Source organism: Pseudomonas sp. GOM7 (assembly GCF_026723825.1).
Lineage (GTDB): Bacteria > Pseudomonadota > Gammaproteobacteria > Pseudomonadales > Pseudomonadaceae > Aquipseudomonas.
Genome location: NZ_CP113519.1, coordinates 4,121,143 through 4,138,163, shown reverse-complemented (window position 1 = coordinate 4,138,163; position 17,021 = coordinate 4,121,143). Strand labels below are relative to the sequence as shown.

At 63.3% G+C, this 17,021-nt stretch carries 19 protein-coding genes; all 19 read left to right on the top strand.

Going from position 1 to position 17,021, the window contains the following annotated elements; translation table 11 throughout:
* The first annotated feature begins 3 nt into the window (after positions 1–3).
* The 19 genes from OU800_RS18300 to OU800_RS18210 all read left to right on the top strand — a co-directional run bounded on the left by OU800_RS18300 (position 4) and on the right by OU800_RS18210 (position 17,021).
* Entirely contained in the window at positions 4–1,218 is a 1,215-nt protein-coding gene (locus OU800_RS18300; protein ID WP_268178768.1) for an IscS subfamily cysteine desulfurase, read from the top strand.
* A 73-nt stretch (positions 1,219–1,291) separates the two neighbouring features.
* The gene (gene iscU, locus OU800_RS18295) at positions 1,292–1,678 is read left to right on the top strand and encodes a Fe-S cluster assembly scaffold IscU (RefSeq protein ID WP_268178767.1); all 387 of its coding nucleotides are present in this window, start codon (positions 1,292–1,294) and stop codon (positions 1,676–1,678) included.
* A gap of 13 nt (positions 1,679–1,691) precedes the next feature.
* On the top strand, positions 1,692–2,015 hold the full coding sequence (gene iscA, locus OU800_RS18290) for an iron-sulfur cluster assembly protein IscA (protein ID WP_268178766.1): 324 nt from the start codon (positions 1,692–1,694) through the stop codon (positions 2,013–2,015).
* Between the two features lie 7 nt (positions 2,016–2,022).
* Positions 2,023–2,544 (top strand): co-chaperone HscB, encoded by a 522-nt coding sequence (gene hscB / locus OU800_RS18285; protein WP_268178765.1) that lies wholly within the window; start codon positions 2,023–2,025, stop codon positions 2,542–2,544.
* 45 nt (positions 2,545–2,589) lie between these two features.
* Complete coding sequence (hscA, locus tag OU800_RS18280; protein WP_268178764.1) at positions 2,590–4,464, top strand: Fe-S protein assembly chaperone HscA; 1,875 nt, start codon at positions 2,590–2,592, stop codon at positions 4,462–4,464.
* A gap of 7 nt (positions 4,465–4,471) precedes the next feature.
* The gene (gene fdx / locus OU800_RS18275; RefSeq protein WP_013716857.1) at positions 4,472–4,813 is read left to right on the top strand and encodes an ISC system 2Fe-2S type ferredoxin; all 342 of its coding nucleotides are present in this window, start codon (positions 4,472–4,474) and stop codon (positions 4,811–4,813) included.
* Positions 4,814–4,831: 18 nt separating this feature from the next.
* Positions 4,832–5,032 carry a Fe-S cluster assembly protein IscX gene (gene iscX / locus OU800_RS18270; protein ID WP_268178763.1) on the top strand — a complete coding sequence of 67 codons (201 nt, stop codon included), beginning with the start codon at positions 4,832–4,834 and terminating at the stop codon, positions 5,030–5,032.
* 102 nt (positions 5,033–5,134) lie between these two features.
* Complete coding sequence (gene ndk, locus OU800_RS18265; protein ID WP_017675177.1) at positions 5,135–5,566, top strand: nucleoside-diphosphate kinase; 432 nt, start codon at positions 5,135–5,137, stop codon at positions 5,564–5,566.
* A gap of 26 nt (positions 5,567–5,592) precedes the next feature.
* Positions 5,593–6,735, top strand: coding sequence for a 23S rRNA (adenine(2503)-C(2))-methyltransferase RlmN (rlmN, locus tag OU800_RS18260; RefSeq protein ID WP_268178761.1), 1,143 nt, complete (start codon positions 5,593–5,595; stop codon positions 6,733–6,735).
* A gap of 13 nt (positions 6,736–6,748) precedes the next feature.
* Positions 6,749–7,510 (top strand): type IV pilus biogenesis/stability protein PilW, encoded by a 762-nt coding sequence (gene pilW, locus OU800_RS18255; protein WP_268178760.1) that lies wholly within the window; start codon positions 6,749–6,751, stop codon positions 7,508–7,510.
* Complete coding sequence (locus OU800_RS18250; RefSeq protein ID WP_268178759.1) at positions 7,507–8,493, top strand: helix-turn-helix domain-containing protein; 987 nt, start codon at positions 7,507–7,509, stop codon at positions 8,491–8,493. The genes pilW and OU800_RS18250 overlap by 4 nt, the downstream gene beginning before the upstream one ends.
* A 3-nt stretch (positions 8,494–8,496) precedes the next feature.
* On the top strand, positions 8,497–9,609 hold the full coding sequence (gene ispG / locus OU800_RS18245) for a flavodoxin-dependent (E)-4-hydroxy-3-methylbut-2-enyl-diphosphate synthase (protein WP_268178758.1): 1,113 nt from the start codon (positions 8,497–8,499) through the stop codon (positions 9,607–9,609).
* A 140-nt stretch (positions 9,610–9,749) separates the two neighbouring features.
* Positions 9,750–11,039 (top strand): histidine--tRNA ligase, encoded by a 1,290-nt coding sequence (gene hisS, locus OU800_RS18240; RefSeq protein ID WP_268178757.1) that lies wholly within the window; start codon positions 9,750–9,752, stop codon positions 11,037–11,039.
* A gap of 32 nt (positions 11,040–11,071) precedes the next feature.
* The gene (locus OU800_RS18235) at positions 11,072–11,710 is read left to right on the top strand and encodes a tetratricopeptide repeat protein (RefSeq protein ID WP_268178756.1); all 639 of its coding nucleotides are present in this window, start codon (positions 11,072–11,074) and stop codon (positions 11,708–11,710) included.
* Positions 11,703–12,854 (top strand): outer membrane protein assembly factor BamB, encoded by a 1,152-nt coding sequence (gene bamB / locus OU800_RS18230; protein WP_268178754.1) that lies wholly within the window; start codon positions 11,703–11,705, stop codon positions 12,852–12,854. Before OU800_RS18235 ends, bamB begins: the two co-directional genes overlap by 8 nt.
* 100 nt (positions 12,855–12,954) lie before the next feature.
* Positions 12,955–14,430 (top strand): ribosome biogenesis GTPase Der, encoded by a 1,476-nt coding sequence (gene der / locus OU800_RS18225; RefSeq protein WP_268178753.1) that lies wholly within the window; start codon positions 12,955–12,957, stop codon positions 14,428–14,430.
* Positions 14,431–14,547: 117 nt separating this feature from the next.
* Complete coding sequence (locus OU800_RS18220; RefSeq protein ID WP_268178752.1) at positions 14,548–15,696, top strand: pyridoxal phosphate-dependent aminotransferase; 1,149 nt, start codon at positions 14,548–14,550, stop codon at positions 15,694–15,696.
* A gap of 66 nt (positions 15,697–15,762) precedes the next feature.
* Positions 15,763–16,545, top strand: coding sequence for an amidohydrolase (locus OU800_RS18215; protein ID WP_268178751.1), 783 nt, complete (start codon positions 15,763–15,765; stop codon positions 16,543–16,545).
* A 17-nt stretch (positions 16,546–16,562) separates the two neighbouring features.
* A complete protein-coding gene (locus tag OU800_RS18210) occupies positions 16,563–17,021 on the top strand; it encodes a hypothetical protein (RefSeq protein WP_268178750.1) in 459 nt (152 codons plus the stop codon).

Below are 17,021 nucleotides of genomic sequence, written 5' to 3'. Positions count from 1 at the left end.
GCAATGAAATTACCGATCTATCTCGATTATTCCGCTACCACGCCGGTCGACCCGCGCGTGGCGCAGAAGATGAGCGAGTGTCTGTTGGTCGACGGTAACTTCGGCAACCCGGCTTCGCGCTCCCACGTCTTCGGCTGGAAGGCCGAGGAGGCGGTGGAAAACGCCCGTCGTCAGGTCGCCGAGCTGGTCAATGCCGACCCGCGCGAAATCGTCTGGACCAGTGGTGCCACCGAGTCCGACAACCTGGCCATCAAGGGTGTCGCGCATTTCTATGCCAGCAAGGGCAAGCACATCATCACCTCGAAGATCGAGCACAAGGCGGTGCTGGACACCACCCGCCAGCTCGAGCGCGAAGGCTTCGAGGTCACCTATCTGGAGCCGGGCGAAGACGGCCTGATCACTCCGGCGATGGTCGAAGCAGCGCTGCGCGAGGACACCGTGCTGGTGTCGCTCATGCACGTCAACAACGAAATCGGCACCATCAACGACATCACCGCCATCGGCGAGCTGACTCGCTCCCGTGGCGTGCTGTTGCACGTTGATGCCGCCCAGTCCACCGGCAAGGTGGAGATCGATCTGGAAAAGATGAAGGTCGATCTGATGTCCTTCTCCGCACACAAGACCTACGGCCCCAAAGGCGTCGGTGCCCTGTACGTGCGCCGCAAGCCGCGTGTGCGTCTGGAAGCGCAGACCCACGGCGGTGGTCACGAGCGCGGCATGCGTTCGGGTACCCTGGCCACGCACCAGTGTGTCGGCATGGGCGAGGCCTTCCGTATCGCCAAGGAAGAAATGGCCGCGGAAAACCAGCGCATCACGGCCCTGCGTGACCGTTTCTACCGTCAGCTCGAAGGCATGGAAGAACTCTATGTCAACGGCAGTCTGACCGCTCGTGTACCGCATAACCTGAATCTGAGCTTCAACTACGTCGAGGGTGAGTCGCTGATCATGGCGCTCAAGGATCTCGCCGTATCGTCCGGTTCGGCCTGCACCTCGGCTTCGCTGGAGCCGTCCTACGTGCTGCGTGCCCTGGGTCGTAACGACGAGCTGGCGCACAGTTCGATCCGCTTCACCTTCGGCCGTTTCACCAGCGAAGAAGAGGTCGACTACGCCGCCGCCAAGGTGCGCGAGGCCGTGGACAAGCTGCGCGAGCTGTCGCCCCTGTGGGATATGTTCAAAGAAGGTGTCGACCTTTCCAGCGTGGAATGGGCAGCACACTGAAAAGCTGCCGAGGCGGATCGCTCGATGGGCGGCCTGCCTGAAGAGCGGCACCTGATGAGAGAGGAAGTACGACATGGCATACAGTGACAAGGTCATCGACCACTACGAAAACCCGCGCAACGTCGGCAAGCTCGATGCCGAGGATCCCGATGTCGGTACCGGCATGGTCGGCGCGCCGGCCTGTGGCGACGTGATGCGTCTGCAGATCAAGGTCAGCGAGAGCGGCGTGATCGAAGACGCCAAGTTCAAGACCTACGGCTGCGGTTCGGCTATCGCCTCCAGCTCCCTCGCCACCGAGTGGATGAAGGGCAAGACCCTGGACGAGGCAGAGAGCATCAAGAACACCCAGCTCGCCGAAGAACTGGCGCTGCCGCCGGTGAAGATCCACTGCTCGGTACTCGCCGAGGACGCCATCAAGGCGGCCGTGCGCGACTACAAGCAGAAGAAAGGTTTGCTCTGACACGAGGTACGCAATGGCCATCACCATGACTGAAGCTGCCGCTCGCCATGTGCAGCGTTCCCTCGAGGGACGTGGCAAGGGTGAAGGCATTCGCCTCGGTGTTCGCACCACGGGTTGTTCCGGCCTGGCCTACGTGCTCGAGTTCGTCGATGAGCTGGCGGCCGAGGATCAGGTGTTCGAGAACCATGGCGTCAAGGTGATCATCGATCCCAAGAGCCTGGTCTATCTCGACGGCACCGAGCTGGATTTCGTCAAGGAAGGGTTGAACGAAGGTTTCAAGTTCAACAACCCCAACGTGCGTGGCGAATGCGGCTGCGGCGAAAGCTTCAACGTCTGAGGTCGATGTGGGTAAGCCCTGTCATTTCGCTCTGTTCGAGCTGCAGCCGACCTTCCGTATCGATCTCGATCAGCTAGGCGCTCGCTACCGCGAGTTGGCGCGCCAGGTGCACCCGGATCGTTTCGCCGATGCCGACGAGCGCGAGCAGCGTCTGGCGCTGGAGCGCTCGGCCAGCCTCAACGAGGCCTATCAGGTGCTCAAGAGCCCATCGCAGCGCGCCCGCTATCTGCTGAGCCTGCAGGGTGGCGAGGTGCCGCTTGAGGTCACGGTGCAGGATCCGGACTTCCTCCTGCAGCAGATGCAGTGGCGCGAAGAGCTGGAAGAGCTGCAGGACGAAGCCGATCTCGATGGCGTTGCGCCTTTCAAGCGTCGACTCAAGAGTGCCCAGGAACAACTGGCCGAGCGCTTCGCCGCTTGCTGGGACGACGATACCCAGCGCGAGGAAGCTGAACGCCTGATGCGCCGCATGCAGTTCCTCGACAAGCTGTCTCATGAAGTGCGCCAGCTGGAAGAGCGCCTCGACGATTAACCTGTAGGTTGCCTTGGCAGCCTGCCCGATGATTTCACAACGACCATGGCCTTATTGCAGATCGCTGAGCCAGGACAGAGCCCGCAACCCCATCAGCGTCGGCTGGCGGTGGGCATTGACCTGGGTACCACCAATTCTCTGGTCGCCGCCGTACGCAGTGGTCTGGCCGAGCCCCTGGCCGATGCCGCAGGGGCGGTCATCCTGCCTTCGGCCGTGCGCTACCTCGACGGCGCCGACGGCGCCATCGAGGTGGGCGAAGCGGCCAAGTCCGCCGCCGCGCAGGATCCCTTCAATACCGTGGTCTCGGTCAAGCGCCTGATGGGGCGTGGTCTCGCCGATGTCCATCAGTTGGGCGAGCAGTTGCCCTACCGTTTCAGTGCCGGCGAATCGCACATGCCCTTCATCGAAACGGTGCAGGGAGCGAAGAGCCCGGTAGAAATTTCCGCCGAAATTCTCAAGACGCTGCGCCTGCGCGCCGAGCAGGCCCTGGGTGGTGAGCTGGTGGGTGCGGTGATCACCGTGCCGGCCTACTTCGACGACGCGCAGCGGCAGGCCACCAAGGATGCCGCGCGTCTGGCCGGCCTCAATGTGCTGCGCCTGCTCAACGAGCCGACGGCTGCCGCCGTGGCCTACGGCCTGGATCAGAAGGCTGAGGGCGTGGTGGCCATCTATGACCTGGGCGGCGGCACCTTCGACATCTCCATCCTGCGCCTGAGTGGCGGGGTATTCGAGGTGCTCGCCACGGGTGGCGACAGTGCGCTGGGGGGGGACGATTTCGATCACGCCGTGGCGGACTGGATCATCGAGGAGGCCGGGCTGTCCCATGACCTTGATCCGGCTGCCCAGCGCAGGCTGCTGCAGGCTGCCTGTACGGCGAAGGAAGCACTGACCGAGCAGGCGCAGGTTGAGGTCGTTTACGGCGACTGGCGTGGCAGCCTGTCGCGCGAGCATTTCGAGAGCCTGATCGAGCCGATGCTGGCGCGCAGCCTCAAGGCTTGCCGGCGTGCCGTGCGGGATTCGTCCGTCGAGCTGGAAGAAGTCAGTGCCGTGGTCATGGTGGGCGGTTCCACCCGTGTACCGCGTGTGCGTCAGGTAGTGGGCGAGCTGTTCGGGCGCGAGCCACTGACCAATATCGACCCGGATCAGGTGGTGGCCATCGGCGCCGCGATCCAGGCCGATACCTTGGCGGGCAACAAGCGCGGTGATGGTGAAGAGCTGTTGTTGCTCGATGTCATCCCGCTGTCGCTCGGCCTGGAAACCATGGGTGGGCTGATGGAGAAGGTGATTCCGCGCAACACCACCATCCCCGTGGCCCGTGCCCAGGACTTCACCACCTACAAGGATGGCCAGACGGCCATGATGATTCACGTCCTGCAGGGCGAGCGCGAACTGATCAGCGGCTGCCGTTCCTTGGCGCGCTTCGAGTTGCGTGGCATTCCGCCGATGGTGGCGGGGGCCGCGAAGATCCGTGTGACCTTCCAGGTCGATGCCGATGGTCTGCTCAGCGTCGCTGCCCGTGAGCTGGCCTCCGGCGTCGAGGCGAGCATTCAGGTCAAGCCTTCCTATGGCCTGACCGATGGCGAGATTGCCCGCATGCTGCAGGACTCCTTCCAGCATGCCGGTGGCGACAAGGCCGCCCGCGCCCTGCGTGAGCAGCAGGTGGATGCCGAGCGTCTGCTCGAAGCCGTGCAGGCCGCGTTGGATGCCGATGGTGAGCGCCTGCTCGAGGCTGAGGAGCGTCTGGCCATCGAGGCGCAGATGGAGGCTTTGCGTGAGCAGGTGTCCGGCACCGACGTGCAGGCCATCGAGCAGCAGGCCAAGCGCCTGAGTCAGATTACCGATGCCTTCGCGGCGCGCCGGATGAACGCCACCGTCAAGGCGGCCCTGGCGGGTCGCAGCCTTAACGAGATTGAGGAATAAATAACCCATGCCACAGGTGATTTTTCTGCCGCACGAGCGTTTCTGCCCGGATGGCCTGGTAGTCGAGGCCGAACCCGGTATCTCGATTCTCGAACTGGCCCATGAACACCATATCGAGATGGAAAGCGCATGCGGCGGCGTATGTGCCTGCACCACCTGCCATTGCATCGTGCGTGAGGGCTTCGATTCGCTGAACGAAGCCGACGAGCTGGAAGAGGACTATCTGGACAAGGCCTGGGGGCTGGAGGCGCACTCGCGCCTGGCCTGCCAGGCCATAGTCGGTGAAGAGGATCTCACCATCGAGATTCCCAAGTATTCGCTCAACCATGCGGCCGAAGCGCCGCACTGATCCCCAGGGAGCGTCATCATGAGTCTGAAATGGAGTGATGTGCTGGATATCGCCATCGAACTGAGCGAGCAGAAGCCGGACGTCGACCCGCGCTACGTGAACTTCGTCGACCTGCATCGCTGGGTCGTGAGCTTGCCGCAATTCTCCGACGATCCGCAGCGCGGTGGGGAGAAGGTGCTGGAGGCGATACAGGCCGCCTGGATCGAAGAGCAGGACTGACAAGGGGCGCTCATGGCGCATGCCCTACGCTTTTAACCGGAACCCGCGTATAATTCGCGGGTTTAATTTTTCGCTTTAACCCTAAAGTTTCTGGAGCTTCACATGGCTGTTCAACGTACTTTCTCCATCATCAAGCCTGACGCCGTTGCCAAGAACGTCATCGGCGAGATCACCACCCGTTTCGAGAAGGCCGGCCTGCGCGTCGTGGCATCGAAGATGGTGCAACTGTCCGAGCGTGAAGCAGCTGGCTTCTACGCCGAGCACAGCGAGCGTGGCTTCTTCAAGGATCTGGTTGCCTTCATGACCTCCGGCCCGGTTATCGTGCAGGTTCTGGAAGGCGAGAACGCCGTTGCCAAGAATCGTGAACTGATGGGTGCCACCAACCCGAAAGAAGCCGCTGCCGGCACCATTCGCGCCGATTTCGCCGTTTCCATCGACGAGAACGCCGTGCACGGTTCCGACTCCGAAGCTTCGGCTGCCCGCGAGATCGCTTACTTCTTCTCCGCTACCGAGCTGTGCGCGCGCATCCGCTGATTGGCGAATGAAGCGAGGGTGAAGCCATGACCAATACCACCGGCAAGATCAACCTGCTGGGCCTGACCCAGCCGGAAATGGAGCGCTTTTTCGAGTCCATTGGCGAGAAGCGCTTTCGTGCCGGCCAGGTGATGAAGTGGATTCACCACTTTGGCGTCGATGATTTCGCCGCCATGACCAATGTCGGCAAGGCCTTGCGCGAAAAGCTCGAGGCCTCTGCCGAGATTCGCGGCCCGGAAGTGGTCAGCGAGAATATTTCCGCCGATGGCACGCGCAAGTGGGTGGTGCGTGTGGCGTCGGGTAGCTGTGTGGAAACCGTATACATCCCGCAGAATGGCCGCGGCACCCTGTGCGTGTCGTCGCAGGCCGGTTGTGCCCTGGACTGCAGTTTCTGCTCCACCGGCAAGCAAGGCTTCAACAGCGACCTGACCAGCGCCGAGATCATCGGCCAGGTGTGGGTCGCCAACAAATCCTTCGGTACCGTGCCGGCGAAGATCGACCGTGCCATCACCAACGTGGTGATGATGGGCATGGGCGAACCGCTGCTGAACTTCGACAACGTCGTCTCCGCCATGCAGATCATGATGGACGACCTTGGCTATGGCATCTCCAAGCGCAAGGTGACCCTGTCCACCTCCGGCGTGGTGCCGATGATCGACAAGCTGGCCGAGGTGATCGACGTGTCCCTGGCCTTGTCCCTGCACGCGCCCAACGACGAGTTGCGCAACCAGTTGGTGCCGATCAACAAGAAGTATCCGCTGGACATGCTGCTGGCGGCGTGCAAGCGCTACATCTCCAAGCTGGGCGAGAAGCGCGTGCTGACCATCGAATACACCCTGCTCAAGGGCGTCAACGATCAGCCCGAGCATGCTGAGCAGATGATCGCACTTCTGGCCGATATCCCTTGCAAGATCAATCTGATTCCGTTTAATCCATTCCCCTTCTCGGGTTACGAGCGGCCGAGCAATAACGCCATCCGCCGCTTCCAGGATCTGCTGCACAAGGCCGGGCACAATGTCACGGTGCGCACCACTCGTGGTGACGACATCGATGCTGCCTGTGGCCAGTTGGTTGGCCAGGTCATGGATCGTACCCGCCGCAGTGAGCGCTACATCGCCGTGCGCCAGTTGGCCGGTGATGCTGCACCTGCTGCCGCCAATCGAAGCTGAAGAGAGGATGCCGATGCCCTTGCGACCCAGTCTGCTGTTGCTGATTGCCGCCTTGCTCACAGGATGCGTGACCACCGGCGACGTGAATCCCATGAAGACCGACAAGGGGCGTAAGGAGGCGGTGGATGCCTACGTGCAATTGGGTATCGCCTATATCCAGCAAGGTGACACCCAGCGTGCCAAGGTGCCATTGAAGAACGCACTCGACCTGGACTCCTCCAATGCCGACGCACATGCCGCGCTGGCCCTGGCCTTCCAGGTGGAGATGGAGCCCAAGCTGGCCGATGAGCATTACCGCAAGGCCCTGTCGCAACGCCCCGACGATGCGCGGCTGCTGAACAACTACGGCGGCTTCCTCTATGAACAAGGACGCTACAAGGAAGCTCAGGAAACCTATCTCAAGGCGGCCGAGGACAACCTCTACCCCGAGCGTTCCCGCGTGTTCGAGAACCTTGGGCTGACCGCCCTGCAACTTGGCCAGCGCGAGCAGGCCAAGGAATACTTCCAGCGCTCCTTGCGTCTGAGCAGCCGCCAACCACGCGCGCTGCTGGAAATGGCGCAACTGTCCTACGAGGATCGCGCCTACGTACCGGCCCGCAGTTATTACGAGGCCTACAGCGAGCTGGCGCCGCAGAACGCTCGCAGCCTGCTGCTCGGTGCACGCCTGGCCGAGGTGTTCGAGGATCGTGATAGAGCTGCCAGTCTGGGCCTGCAGTTGAAACGCCTGTATCCGGCGTCTCAGGAATACCAGCAATATCTGTCGGGGAAACGATGAACACGGCGCATACCGAAATCAGCAAGCCAGTGGCCAGCAATCCTGGCGAGACCCTGCGTCAGGCGCGGGAGGCCAGGGGCTGGAACGTCGCCGAGGTCGCCGCCCAGCTCAACCTGACCGCCCAGCGTCTGACGCAGATCGAAACCGGTGACTTCGACAAGTTGCCGGGCACCACCTTCGCCCGTGGTTATATCCGTGCCTACGCCAAGCTGCTGGAGCTGGACCAGAACCGTCTGGTGCTGGAGTTCGACCAGTACACCGGCACCGATGCCACGGGCAGCGAAGTGCATGCCCTGGGGCGTATCGAGGAGCCCGTGCGCTATTCGCAGAGCATCCTGCGCCTGGTCAGCTTCCTGCTGCTGCTGGGCTTGATCGGCACCGGCTTCTTCTGGTGGCAGGAGCAGGGCAGTGACACCGCTCGGCGTCTGCTCGATCCGGGGATCGAGCATGTCGAGGTGGAGGCCGCCGATGGCTCCACGCAAATTCACTCACTGGCCGAGCCTGAGGATCAGGCCGTGGCTGAGGCCATGGAGCAGCCTTCCATGCCGTTGCTGCTGCCGGAAGACGCGGGTGCAGAGCCCGAGCCGGGTGCGCCCAACGCTGAGCCAAGCATTCCAGCCGAGGCTACCGCGCCTGCCGCCCAAGGCGCTGCCAGCGCTCCGGCTCCGGCACCTGCGCAGAACGCTGCACCTGCGCCTGCGCCGCAGGCCGAGCCGAGCCCGAGCGTGGCGGCTGCGCCCGGCCAAGGCCTGTTGAAGATTCAGTTCAGCGCCGATTGCTGGACACAGGTGACCGATGCCGATGGCAAGATCCTGGTCAGCGCCCTCAAGCGCGGTGGCGACAGCCTGGACGTGACCGGCAAGGCGCCGCTGGAGCTGCGTCTGGGCTTTGCCCGTGGCGCCCAAGTGATTTTCAACGGCGAAACCGTCAACGTGACGCCGCACATGAGCGGCGAAACCGCGCGCCTGAAACTGGGGTTGTAAAGCATGCATTGCGAATCGCCGATCAAGCGCCGCCTGTCGCGCAAGATCTGGGTTGGCTCCGTGCCGGTAGGTGGTGATGCACCGATCGCAGTACAGAGCATGACCAATACCGACACCAACGATGTCGCCGCCACCGTGGCGCAGATTCGTCGCCTGGAGGATGCTGGCGCCGATATCGTGCGCGTTTCCGTGCCGGACATGGAGGCTGCCGAAGCCTTCGGTCTGATCAAGCAGCAGGTGCGCGTACCGTTGGTGGCCGACATCCACTTCGACTACCAGATCGCCTTGCGTGTGGCCGAGCTGGGTGTCGACTGCCTGCGCATCAACCCCGGCAACATCGGCCGTGAGGATCGCGTCAAGGCGGTGGTCGAGGCGGCGCGCGACAAGGGCATCCCGATCCGCATCGGCGTCAACGCCGGCTCCCTGGAAAAGGATCTGCAGAAGAAATACGGCGAGCCGACTCCCGAGGCTCTGGTCGAGTCCGCGCTGCGGCACGTCGAGCACCTCGACCGCCTGAACTTTCCCGACTTCAAGGTCAGCGTAAAGGCCTCCGACGTGTTCATGGCCGTGGAGGCCTACCGTCTGCTGGCCAAGCAGATCGAGCAGCCGTTGCACCTGGGCATCACCGAGGCCGGTGGCCTGCGCTCCGGTACCGTGAAGTCCGCGGTCGGCCTGGGCATGCTGCTGGCCGAGGGGATTGGCGATACCATCCGCATCTCCCTGGCGGCCGACCCGGTGGAAGAGATCAAGGTCGGCTTCGACATCCTCAAGTCCCTGCGTCTGCGCTCGCGTGGCATCAACTTCATCGCCTGCCCGAGCTGCTCGCGGCAGAACTTCGACGTGGTCAAGACCATGAACGAGCTGGAGGCCCGCGTCGAGGATCTGCTGGTGCCGCTGGACGTCGCCGTGATCGGCTGTGTGGTCAACGGCCCGGGTGAAGCCAAGGAGGCGCATATCGGCCTCACAGGTGGTAGCCCGAACAACCTGGTCTACATCGACGGCAAACCGGCCTCGAAGCTGACCAACGAAAACCTGGTGGACGAGCTGGAAAAGCTCATCCGCGACAAGGCGGCCGAAAAGGTCGCCGCCGATGCGGCCGTGATCGTGCGCGGCTGATCGCCGTGTGCTGACTGGCCGATAGGCTTGCAAGAATGGCCGAAAAGCGCCGTTCAAGCGCTGTACATGAGTATTTCGAGGCTGTTCAACGACGGCCAGACAACGCCGGTGGTTCTTCAACGGCCTGCTAAGGATTCTTTGTGAGCAAGTCCCTACAAGCCATTCGTGGCATGAACGATATCCTGCCGGAGCAGACTCCTGCCTGGCGCTACCTGGAAAGCACCCTGGTCAGCCTGCTCGACGGCTATGGCTACAAGGAAATCCGTCTGCCCATCGTCGAATACACCGAGCTGTTCGCTCGGGGCATCGGCGAGGGCACCGACGTGGTCGACAAGGAGATGTACACCTTCCTCGACCGCAACGAAGAATCCCTGACCCTGCGCCCTGAAGGCACCGCCGGTTGCGTGCGGGCGGTACTCGAGCATGGCCTGGCCGGTGGCGGTCAGGTGCAGAAACTATGGTATGCCGGCCCCATGTTTCGCTATGAGAAACCGCAGAAGGGTCGTTATCGCCAGTTCCACCAGGTGGGTGTGGAAGCCTTCAATCTGCCGGGGCCAGATGTCGATGCCGAATTGATCGTGCTCACCTGGCGCCTGTGGAAGCAGCTCGGTCTGGCCGATGCCGTGACCCTGCAGCTCAACAGCCTGGGTTCCAGCGAGGCGCGTGCCGCCTATCGCGATGCGTTGGTGGCCTACCTGCAGGAGCGTTTCGATCAGCTCGACGAAGACAGCCAGCGCCGCCTGACCACCAACCCGCTGCGCATCCTCGACAGCAAGAACGAGGCGACTCAGGCCGTGTTGGTCGGTGCCCCGACTCTTGGCGACTACCTCGACGAAGAGTCGCGTCTGCACTTCGAGGGTGTCAAGGCGCGCCTGGATGCGGCCGGCATTCGCTATCAGATCAACCACAAGCTGGTGCGCGGTCTGGATTACTACAACCGCACCGTGTTCGAGTGGGTCACCGACAAGCTCGGCGCGCAGGGTACGGTGTGCGCCGGTGGCCGCTACGACGGCCTGGTGGCGCAGCTAGGTGGCAAGGCCACGCCGGGTGTCGGCTTCGCCATGGGCGTCGAGCGCCTGGTGCTGCTGTTGGAAACCCTGGACTTGCTTCCGGACGAGCTCAACCGCGGCGCCGATGTGTATGTCTGCGCCTTTGGCGAGGCGGCGGAGCTGGCGGCGCTGACCCTGGTCGAGCGTCTGCGCGACGAGCTACCGGGCCTGCGCCTGCAGCTCAATGCCGGTGGTGGCAGTTTCAAGAGCCAGTTCAAGAAGGCCGACAAGAGCGGTGCACGCTATGCGCTGATTCTGGGGGACGACGAACTGGCAGGCCGCGTGGTAGGTTGCAAACCGCTGCGCGACGACAGTGAACAACAAAGCGTTGCCTGGGATGCTCTGGCCGAGCATCTGGCTGCCTGCCTGCAGCAGGCCTGAGCAGGCTCTCGATTAGGAGTACGGGGTTAGACATGCAGACCGAAGACGAACAGATCGCGCAACTCAAGGACTGGTGGAACCGCAACGGCAAGCCTCTGCTCGCCGGTGGCGTGCTGGCGCTGGTGGCCGTGGTTGGCTGGCAGGGTTGGCAGAAGTATCAGCTCAATCAGTCCCAGGGCGCCTCCGTGCTCTATCAGCAACTGCTGGAAACGGCGCTGGATCCGTCCGGCAAGCCGGATGCGGCCAAGGTCGCCGATATCAGCAGCAAGCTGGAGAGCCAGTACGGTAGCACCCATTATGCCCAGTACGGCCGTCTGTTCGTGGCCAAGGTCGCGGTCGAGGCGGGCAAGCTGGACGATGCGGCAGTCGATCTGCAGGCCGTGGTCGACAAGCCTGCCGATGCTACCCTTGGCGAGCTGGCACGTCAGCGTCTGGCCCGTGTGCTGGCGGCGCAGGGCAAGACCGATGCCGCGCTGAAACTGCTCGATGCCAAGGTCGACGATGCCTTCCTCGCCAGCCGTGAAGAGCTCAAGGGTGACCTGCTGGTACAACTGGGGCGTAGCGATGATGCGCACGCCGCCTATCAGAAGGCCAAGGATGCCCTGACCGAAGACGCCGCCGTTGGTGGCCTGCAGATGAAGCTGGACGACCTGGCAAAAGGGGATGCGTGACGTGATGCGTTGGAAGAATGCCGCACTGCTGGCCCTGGCCCTTCTGGCCGTGGGTTGCAGCAGCAATAGCAAGAAGGAACTGCCGCCAGCCGAACTGACCAAGTTCGACGAAGAGGTCGAACTGCGCACCGAGTGGAGCCGCTCCGTTGGCGATGGCCAGGGCGAGACCTTCAACATGCTGGTGCCCGCCATCGATGGCGACGTCATCTACGCTGCCGATGTCGACGGTCTGGTCATGGCCATCGAGCGCACCAGCGGTGACGTGATCTGGCGCAAGAAGCTGGATATCCCGGTGTCCGGTGCCATTGGCGCGGGCTATGGTCAGGTGCTGCTGGGCACGCTCAAGGGCGAAGTGGTCGCCCTGGATGCCACCGACGGTGGCGAGCAGTGGCGCGCGCAGGTGACCAGCGAAGTGCTGGCACCGCCGGCCAGCAATGGTGACATCGTCGTGGTGCAGACCCAGGACGACCGCCTGATCGCCTTCGATGCCGATACCGGCAACCAGCGCTGGATCGTCGAGAATACGCCAGCCGTGCTCACCCTGCGTGGCACCGGTGCGCCCTTGGTGACCAACCGCCTGGTGGTCGCGGGCCTGTCCAGCGGCAAGGTCATTGCCGTCGATGCCCAGCGCGGCCTGCCGGTCTGGGAACAGCGTGTGGCCATCCCGCAAGGGCGTTCCGAACTGGATCGCGTGGTCGATATCGACGGCGGCCTGCTGCTCTCCGGTGGCACCGTCTACGCGGTGAGCTACCAGGGCCGTGTGGCGGCGATGGATCTGGAATCCGGGCGCATTCTCTGGCAACGCGAGGCGTCCAGCTCCGTGGGTGTCGCCCAGGGCTTCGGTAACGTCTACGTCAGTCTGGCCAGTGGCACCGTCGAGGCCATCGACGAGCGTAGCGCTTCGGCGCTGTGGAGCAACGAGTCGCTGGCGCGCCGTCAACTGTCGGCACCGGCGGTGTTCTCCAGCTATGTCGCCGTGGGTGACTTCGAGGGCTATCTGCACCTGCTGAGCCAGGTCGATGGGCGTTTCGTCGGTCGTACCCGTATCGACAGCGACGGCCTGCGTGCCCAGCCGCTGGTGGTGGGTGACTGGCTGTATGTCTACGGCAACAGCGGCAAGCTGGTCGGCCTCAAGATCAAATGACGCGCTATGCTGCCGGATAGCCTCCGGTAGCACGCACTATCCTGGCCGCTGCCCCTGCAGCGGCCTTTGCATTTTCTGAATCAACCAAGTGGAGAGCCTGATGGTTCCCGTAATTGCCCTGGTGGGCCGGCCGAACGTCGGCAAGTCCACACTCTTCAACCGCCTGACCCGCAGCCGCGACGCCATCGTCGGCGACCTTTCCGGTCTGACCCGCGACCGCCAGTACGGCGAGGCCAAGTGGCAGGGGCGCACCTACATCGTGATCGACACCGGCGGTATTTCCGGTGACGAGGAAGGCATCGACGCGAAGATGGCCGAGCAGTCGCTGCAGGCCATCGAAGAAGCCGACGCCGTGCTGTTCCTGGTGGACGCGCGTGCCGGCATGACCGCGTCCGACCAGATGATCGGCGAGCACCTGCGCCGGCGTAACAAGCAGAGCTTTCTGATCGTCAACAAGGTCGACAACCTCGACGTCGACCTGGCCCGCGCCGAATTCAGCCCCATGGGCCTGGGCGAGCCGCTGGCCATCGCCGGCGCCCATGGCCGCGGCATCACTCAGATGCTCGAAGCCGTGCTCGGCAGTTTCCCCAAGGATGCCGGCGAGCCGGAGGAGGGCGCCGAGGAAGAGGAGGTGCTCGAAGGCCAGGAGGCCGCGCGCATCCCCGGCCCGAGCGAGAAGGACGGCATCAAGCTGGCCATCATCGGTCGGCCCAACGTCGGCAAGTCCACCCTGGTCAACCGCATGCTCGGTGAAGAGCGCGTGGTGGTCTACGACCAGGCCGGCACCACCCGTGACAGCATCTACATCCCCTTCGAGCGTGACGACGAGAAGTACACCCTGATCGACACCGCGGGCGTGCGCCGCCGCGGCAAGATCTTCGAGGCGGTGGAGAAGTTCTCCGTGGTCAAGACGCTGCAGGCCATCCAGGACTCCAACGTCGTAGTGTTCGTCATGGACGCCCGCGAAGGCGTGGTCGACCACGACCTCAACCTGCTCGGCTTCGTGCTGGAGAGCGGCCGCGCCCTGGTCATCGCACTGAACAAGTGGGACGGCATGGATCAGGGGCAGAAGGACTACGTGAAGACCGAGCTGGAACGCCGGCTGTTCTTCGTCGACTTCGCCGACATCCACTTCATCTCCGCCCTGCATGGCACCGGCGTCGGCCACCTGTACAAGTCGGTGCAGGCCTCGTTCAAGTCGGCCATCACCCGCTGGCCCACCAGCCGCCTGACGCAGATTCTCGAAGACGCCGTCAGCGACCACGCTCCACCTTTGGTCAATGGCCGCCGCATCAAACTGCGCTATGCCCACCTGGGAGGCGCCAACCCACCGCTGATCGTGATTCACGGTAACCAGGTAGACGCCGTGCCGCGCGCCTACACCCGTTACCTGGAAAATACCTACCGGCGCGTGCTCAAGCTGGTCGGCACGCCGATCCGTATCGAATACAAGGGCGGCGAGAACCCCTTCGAGGGGAAGAAGAACACCCTCACCGACCGCCAGGTGAACAAGAAGCGCCGCCTGATGAGCCACCACAAGAAGGCTGAGAAGAAGCGCAGGGACAAGAAAAAATAGCTTTAAGCGGCAAGCCACAAGCTGCAAGCAGAGGCGCAGGCGTGCAGGCCGGCTTTTTCTTGCGGCTTGAAACTTGTAGCTTGTAGCTCTCTGCATACCCGCGATCAGGAGCGCGCCATGCTCACCAGTAAGCTGCCCAACGTCGGCACCACCATCTTCACGCGGATGTCGCAGCTCGCTGCCGATGTAGGCGCGCTGAACCTCTCTCAGGGCTTTCCCGATTTCGACGGACCGCAGGCGTTGCGCGAGGCAGTCGCGCGCCATGTAATGGATGGACGCAACCAGTATTCGCCAATGACCGGGCTGCCGAGCCTACGCCAGCAGGTGGCCGCGAAGATCGCTCGTAGCTATGGCGTGCAGCGCGATGCCGACAGCGAGATCACCATCACCCCTGGCGCCACCGAGGCGATCTTCTGCGCGGTGCAGGCGCTGATTCGTGCCGGGGATGAGGCCATCGTTCTCGACCCCTGCTACGACAGTTACGAGCCCTCCGTGGAACTGGCAGGCGGTCGTTGCGTACATGTGCCACTGGCACTGCCGAATTTCGCTGTCGATTGGCAACGCCTGGCCGATGCGATCACGCCGCGTACCCGCCTGATCTTCCTCAACTCGCCGCATAATCCCAGCGGTGCGCTGCTGACCCGTGCCGATCTGGACAAACTGGCTGAGCTGATTCGCGGGCGTGATATCCATGTGATCAGTGACGAGGTCTACGAGCACCTGATCTACGACGGTATGCAGCACGCCAGCGTGCTGGCCCACGAGGAGCTGTATCAGCGCGCCTTCGTGGTCAGCTCCTTCGGCAAGACCTACCACGTTACCGGCTGGAAGACCGGCTACGTGGTGGCGCCGCCGGCCTTGACGGCCGAGCTGCGCAAGATCCACCAATACGTCAACTTCTGCGGCGTGACCCCGTTGCAGCACGGCCTGGCCGAGTTCATGGCCGCGCACCCCGAGCATGTCGAGGAACTGCCGGCCTTCTATCAGGCCAAGCGCGACCTGTTCTGCGACCTGCTGGCTGGCTCGCGTTTCACCTTCACCCGCGCACCAGGCACCTACTTCCAGCTCGCCGATTACTCGGCCATTCGCCCTGATCTGGACGACGTGGCCATGGCCGAATGGCTGACCCGCGAGCACGGCGTGGCGGCAATTCCGGTATCGGTGTTCTACCAGTCTGCGCCCCAGGACATGCGCCTGGTGCGTTTCTGCTTCGCCAAGCGCGAGGAGACCCTGCGTCAGGCTGCCGAGAAGCTCTGCGCGGTGTAGCGGTGTTATCCAGCAAAGCTTGGTGGATGTGAAAAACGACATCCACCCTACGGCGAGTGACATGAGATGAACGACAGACCCGATCTCGAACTGGCGCTGATCCAGACTGCACTGGCCTGGCAGGATCCGGCGGCCAACCGTGAACATTTCCAGGCCCTGCTGGAGCAGGCGCGCGGCGCCGATCTGGTGATCCTGCCGGAGATGTTCAGCACCGGCTTTTCCATGGAGTTGGCGGCCCTGGCCGAAGCCGAGGATGGCCCCACCACGCAGTGGCTAAGTGAGCAGGCGCAGGCTATCGGCGCGGTGATCTGCGGCAGCCTGATCATCCAGGCCGCCGACGGCAGCTACCGCAATCGCCTGCTCTGGGCGCGCCCGGACGGCTCGCTGGCGCATTACGACAAGCGCCACCTGTTCCGCATGGCCGGCGAGCACAAGCATTACAGCGCAGGTGGCGAGCGGGTGGTGCTGGAGCTCAAGGGTTGGCGCGTGCGCCCGCTAATCTGCTATGACCTGCGCTTCCCGGTCTGGAGCCGCGATGCCGGCGACACTGACCTGTTGCTGTACACCGCCAACTGGCCGGCAGCCCGCCGCCAGCACTGGAACCGCCTGCTGCCGGCGCGAGCCATCGAGAACCTGTGTTATGTCGCCGCCGTGAACCGTGTCGGCGAGGATGGCAAGGGGCATGGTTATAGTGGCGACTCCCAGGTGCTGGATTTCCAGGGCGAGGCGCTGCTGGCGGCAGGAGAAGGCGATGGCGTATTCCGCGTGCACTTGTCGAGCGAGGCGCTGCTCAGCTACCGCGAGCGTTTTCCAGCGCACCTGGATGCCGATACCTTCACCCTGAACTGATCTTGGAGCTGCAAGACATGGATGTACAACAGGCCAATCCGTTTCAGCCCCCGCAGGCGGATCTGCAGCCGCATGTTTTCAGCAGTGGGCAGCCGCTCTACCGTATGACCGCCATTGGCATCGGCACCTTCCTCGGAACGCCGCTGGCCGGTGCCTGGCTGCTTGCCTACAACCTGCGGCAGCTAGGCAAGGCCAAGCATGTGGCGATGGTCTGGAGCGTTGCTTTGGCGATGTTGGTGCTGACCACGGTGCTGTCCTTCGTATTGCCCGAAGATACCCTGACCCTGCCCTTCGCCATCCTGCAACTGCTCGGCATGCTGCTGCTGGCCAAGCAACTGATCCAGGCTGATCTGCTGCGACACGCGGCAGCCGGCGGTGCCTTCCTGTCCAATTGGCGCGCCGCCGGTATCGCCATTCTGTTCTTCCTTGGCGTGACGGCGCTGCTGGTCGGCGTGCTGATGCTGCTGTTTGTTTGA

Coding starts and splice junctions, on each gene's coding strand:
- OU800_RS18210 (WP_268178750.1), top strand. CDS start 16,563: ATGGATGTACAACAGGCCAATCCGTTTCAGCCCCCGCAGGCGGATCTG.
- der (WP_268178753.1), top strand. CDS start 12,955: ATGGTTCCCGTAATTGCCCTGGTGGGCCGGCCGAACGTCGGCAAGTCC.
- ndk (WP_017675177.1), top strand. CDS start 5,135: ATGGCTGTTCAACGTACTTTCTCCATCATCAAGCCTGACGCCGTTGCC.
- iscA (WP_268178766.1), top strand. CDS start 1,692: ATGGCCATCACCATGACTGAAGCTGCCGCTCGCCATGTGCAGCGTTCC.
- OU800_RS18220 (WP_268178752.1), top strand. CDS start 14,548: ATGCTCACCAGTAAGCTGCCCAACGTCGGCACCACCATCTTCACGCGG.
- pilW (WP_268178760.1), top strand. CDS start 6,749: ATGCCCTTGCGACCCAGTCTGCTGTTGCTGATTGCCGCCTTGCTCACA.
- iscU (WP_268178767.1), top strand. CDS start 1,292: ATGGCATACAGTGACAAGGTCATCGACCACTACGAAAACCCGCGCAAC.
- fdx (WP_013716857.1), top strand. CDS start 4,472: ATGCCACAGGTGATTTTTCTGCCGCACGAGCGTTTCTGCCCGGATGGC.
- hscA (WP_268178764.1), top strand. CDS start 2,590: ATGGCCTTATTGCAGATCGCTGAGCCAGGACAGAGCCCGCAACCCCAT.
- ispG (WP_268178758.1), top strand. CDS start 8,497: ATGCATTGCGAATCGCCGATCAAGCGCCGCCTGTCGCGCAAGATCTGG.
- OU800_RS18300 (WP_268178768.1), top strand. CDS start 4: ATGAAATTACCGATCTATCTCGATTATTCCGCTACCACGCCGGTCGAC.
- bamB (WP_268178754.1), top strand. CDS start 11,703: ATGCGTGACGTGATGCGTTGGAAGAATGCCGCACTGCTGGCCCTGGCC.
- iscX (WP_268178763.1), top strand. CDS start 4,832: ATGAGTCTGAAATGGAGTGATGTGCTGGATATCGCCATCGAACTGAGC.
- OU800_RS18215 (WP_268178751.1), top strand. CDS start 15,763: ATGAACGACAGACCCGATCTCGAACTGGCGCTGATCCAGACTGCACTG.
- OU800_RS18235 (WP_268178756.1), top strand. CDS start 11,072: ATGCAGACCGAAGACGAACAGATCGCGCAACTCAAGGACTGGTGGAAC.
- OU800_RS18250 (WP_268178759.1), top strand. CDS start 7,507: ATGAACACGGCGCATACCGAAATCAGCAAGCCAGTGGCCAGCAATCCT.
- rlmN (WP_268178761.1), top strand. CDS start 5,593: ATGACCAATACCACCGGCAAGATCAACCTGCTGGGCCTGACCCAGCCG.